The sequence below is a fragment of the Dietzia sp. DQ11-38-2 genome, from assembly GCF_014145055.1.
Lineage (GTDB): Bacteria > Actinomycetota > Actinomycetes > Mycobacteriales > Mycobacteriaceae > Dietzia.
Genome location: NZ_JAALDW010000128.1, coordinates 1 through 2932, shown reverse-complemented (window position 1 = coordinate 2932; position 2932 = coordinate 1). Strand labels below are relative to the sequence as shown.

Below are 2932 nucleotides of genomic sequence, written 5' to 3'. Positions count from 1 at the left end.
GGGGACCTGGTGGGCACCGCTCATCGGGGCGACGATCGGCCTGGCCCTCTACGCTGCCGCGGCGGGCTTCGCACGCCATGCCGTCCGTCGGCTCGGCGGCGTCAACGGGGACATCCTGGGGGCGGGGATCGAGGCGGGCACGGCGGCGGCCCTCGTCGTCGCCGTCATGCTGACCTGACCCCGCGCCCCAACGCCGGCCCGGTGCTCCGATCCGGTCAGGCGAGAGTGGTCATCCACCCGAAGGTGTCGTCCACCGAACCGCGCTGGATCCCGGTGAGGGTCTCACGCAGACGCATGGTGATCTCACCGGGGCCGCCGTCGCCGACGGTGTAGCCGCCCCCGCTGTGCCGGACGGACCCGACGGGGGTGATCACCGCCGCGGTCCCGCAGGCGAACACCTCGGTGATCTCCCCGGAGGCCACCCCGGTCTCCCACTCCTCCACCGAGACCTTCCGCTCGGTGACGGGATAACCGAGGTGCCGCGCGAGGCGGATGAGGCTGTCGCGTGTCACGCCGGGCAAGAGCGAACCGGACAGCTCCGGGGTGACGATCTCCGCCGAATCGCCGGTGCCGAGGATGAAGAACAGGTTCATCCCGCCCATCTCCTCGACGTACCTGCGCTCGATGGCGTCCAGCCACACCACCTGGTCGCACCCCTCGCCGGCGGCCTGCTCCTGCGCCCGCAACGATGCCGCGTAGTTCCCCCCGAACTTCGCCGCACCGGTTCCGCCCGGGCTGGCCCTCACGTATTCGGTGCTCAGCCACACGCTCACGGGGGCCACTCCACGCGAGAAGTAGGCGCCGGCGGGAGAGGCGATGACCGAGTAGAGGTACTCGTCGGCAGGCCGCACGCCCAGGCCCGTCTCCGTCGCGATCATGAACGGGCGCAGGTAGAGCGCCTCCTCCCCGCCGGCGGCGGGGACCCAGTCGCGGTCGATCGCCACGATCTGCCGCAGGGACTCCATGAAGAGCTCCTCGGGCAGCGTCGGCATGGCCAGACGCTGCGCGGACCGGTTGAAACGCGCCGCGTTCTGCTCCGGGCGGAAGGAGGCGATGGAGTCGTCGGCCTGCCGGTACGCCTTGAGGCCCTCGAAGATCGTCTGGGCGTAGTGCAGGACCACGGCGGAGGGGTCGATCGACAGCGGAGCGTAGGCCTCGACCGTCGGGGTACCCCAGGACCCGTCGGAGTACGGAAGGGTGACCATGTGGTCGGTGAAGTGCTTGCCGAAGCCGGGAGCCGCGAGGATGGCTTCGCGCTCGGCGGCCGTCCTCGGGTTGGCCGAGGGGCGGATGTCGAACTGGGACATGTCGTCTCGCTTAGGTGAGAAGGGGCGGGTCAGCGGGTGCGGATCTCGACGAGCGGCGGTACCGCGAGGCGGCACGGTACCTCACGCCCCCGTACGTCGACGACGACCTCGTCGCCCTTCTTGAGCCCGGCGTCCAGCTCGACGAATGCGAGCCCGATCCCCGTCTTCAGGGTCGGCGAGAACGTGCCGGAGCTGGTGACGCCCACGTCGCGTCCGCCGGCCCGCACGGTCTGGCCTGCGCGCAGCACCCCCCGGCCCGTGACCTCGAGTGCGTACATGCGCCGAGCGGGCCCGGCCTCCTTCTGACGCATCAGCTCGTCGCGCCCCCAGAAGGACGGCTTGTCCCAACCGATGGCCCATGCGCAGCGGGCTTCGAGCGGGCTGAGGTCGAGGGACAGCTCGTGTCCGTGCAACGGGTAACCGGCCTCGGTGCGCAACGAGTCGCGGGCACCCAGACCACACAGCGCACCCTCGCGCGCGAGGACCTGCTCGGCGAGCGCGTCCCAGACGGGACCGGCCTGGTCCCAGACGGGCAGGACCTCGAAGCCGTACTCGCCGGTGTACCCGGTGCGGCAGACCCGGACGGGCTGCCCGTCCCAGTCGGCGTCGACGAAGGCCATGTAGTCCAGGTCGACGGGCAGGCCGACCGCGGTGAGGACCTCACCGGCGAGCGGGCCCTGCACGGCGATCACGGCGCGGGAGCGGTGCTCATCGGTGACGTCGACCTCGGGCGCCCGCTCCGCCGCCGCGGCCTGCATCCGTCGCACCACCTCGGCGGTGTTGGCGGCGTTGGGGATGAGGAAGACCTCTTGGTCGGAGACGCGGTAGGCGATGAGGTCGTCGACGACTCCCCCGGACTCGTCGCAGCACAGCGTGTACTGCGCACTGCCCGCCGAGATGCGGTCGAGGTCGTTGGTGACGCACGTGTTGACGAACTCGGCGGCTCCGGGACCGGTCACGAGTGCCTTCCCGAGGTGGCTGACGTCGAACAGTCCGACCGTGGTGCGGGTGGCGGTGTGCTCGGCCACCGTCCCCGTGTACTGCACGGGCATCGACCAGCCACCGAACGGGGCGAACGTGGCACCGGCCTCCACGTGACGGGAGTGCAGCGGCCCCTCGAAGAGGTCCCCGGTGTCTGTCATGTCGCCACTCCTCGCGCTCCTTGGTACGGCTGTGCTCCCACGGTAGTCGATAGACTATGGTGCCCCGGCCGTGGCGGTCCCGCCACGTCGTCAGGGCACCCGACACGTCCCGTACGTCCACGCCGAACGCCAGGAGTGCTTCATGCCCACCGCGCAGTCGATCCTCACCCACAGCCCGGACCTCGCCGTGATCGAGGCCGTCACGACACCTGTCGAGTCCGAGGTGGTCGTGGTCGGTATCGCCGCGGACGCGGGATCCGGGAACGGCGGCGGAGAGACGACAGCGGCCCCCGTCGTCGTCGCCCCGGGTCTCGACGGCGACTCGACCGCGGCGCTCGCGGACCTGGCCCACTCCGTCGGCGCCTCCACCAAGGTCGGGTCCACCACCCGCGTCCCGGCACCGGAGGGCGTCCCGGGACGGTCCGTGGTGCTCGTCGGCCTCGGATCCGCTGACGACGAAGTCGGCGACGAGACCCTCCGCCG

4 protein-coding genes are annotated in these 2932 nt (G+C 71.3%); 2 read left to right on the top strand and 2 right to left on the bottom strand.

Features of this window, described 5'->3' with window-relative positions; translation table 11 throughout:
* Positions 1–22: 22 nt before the first annotated feature.
* Positions 23–178 carry an adenosylcobinamide-GDP ribazoletransferase gene (locus G6026_RS17760; protein WP_309230346.1) on the top strand — a complete coding sequence of 52 codons (156 nt, stop codon included), beginning with the start codon at positions 23–25 and terminating at the stop codon, positions 176–178.
* 37 nt (positions 179–215) lie between these two features.
* Here the strand turns inward: G6026_RS17760 and G6026_RS04930 are convergent, their stop codons facing one another.
* Complete coding sequence (locus G6026_RS04930) at positions 216–1307, bottom strand: branched-chain amino acid aminotransferase (RefSeq protein WP_107756182.1); 1092 nt, start codon at positions 1305–1307, stop codon at positions 216–218.
* A gap of 29 nt (positions 1308–1336) precedes the next feature.
* Positions 1337–2449, bottom strand: coding sequence for a glycine cleavage system aminomethyltransferase GcvT (gcvT, locus tag G6026_RS04925; protein ID WP_182612400.1), 1113 nt, complete (start codon positions 2447–2449; stop codon positions 1337–1339).
* A 70-nt stretch (positions 2450–2519) separates the two neighbouring features.
* Between gcvT and G6026_RS04920 the strand changes: the two genes are divergently transcribed.
* Positions 2520–2932 (top strand): M17 family peptidase N-terminal domain-containing protein (locus G6026_RS04920; RefSeq protein ID WP_347238068.1); only part of this gene is annotated, 413 nt, incomplete at its 3' end.

Bases quoted from the DNA above. Each gene is read 5' to 3' on its own strand.
- gcvT (WP_182612400.1), bottom strand. From the start codon at position 2,449: ATGACAGACACCGGGGACCTCTTCGAGGGGCCGCTGCACTCCCGTCAC.
- G6026_RS04930 (WP_107756182.1), bottom strand. From the start codon at position 1,307: ATGTCCCAGTTCGACATCCGCCCCTCGGCCAACCCGAGGACGGCCGCC.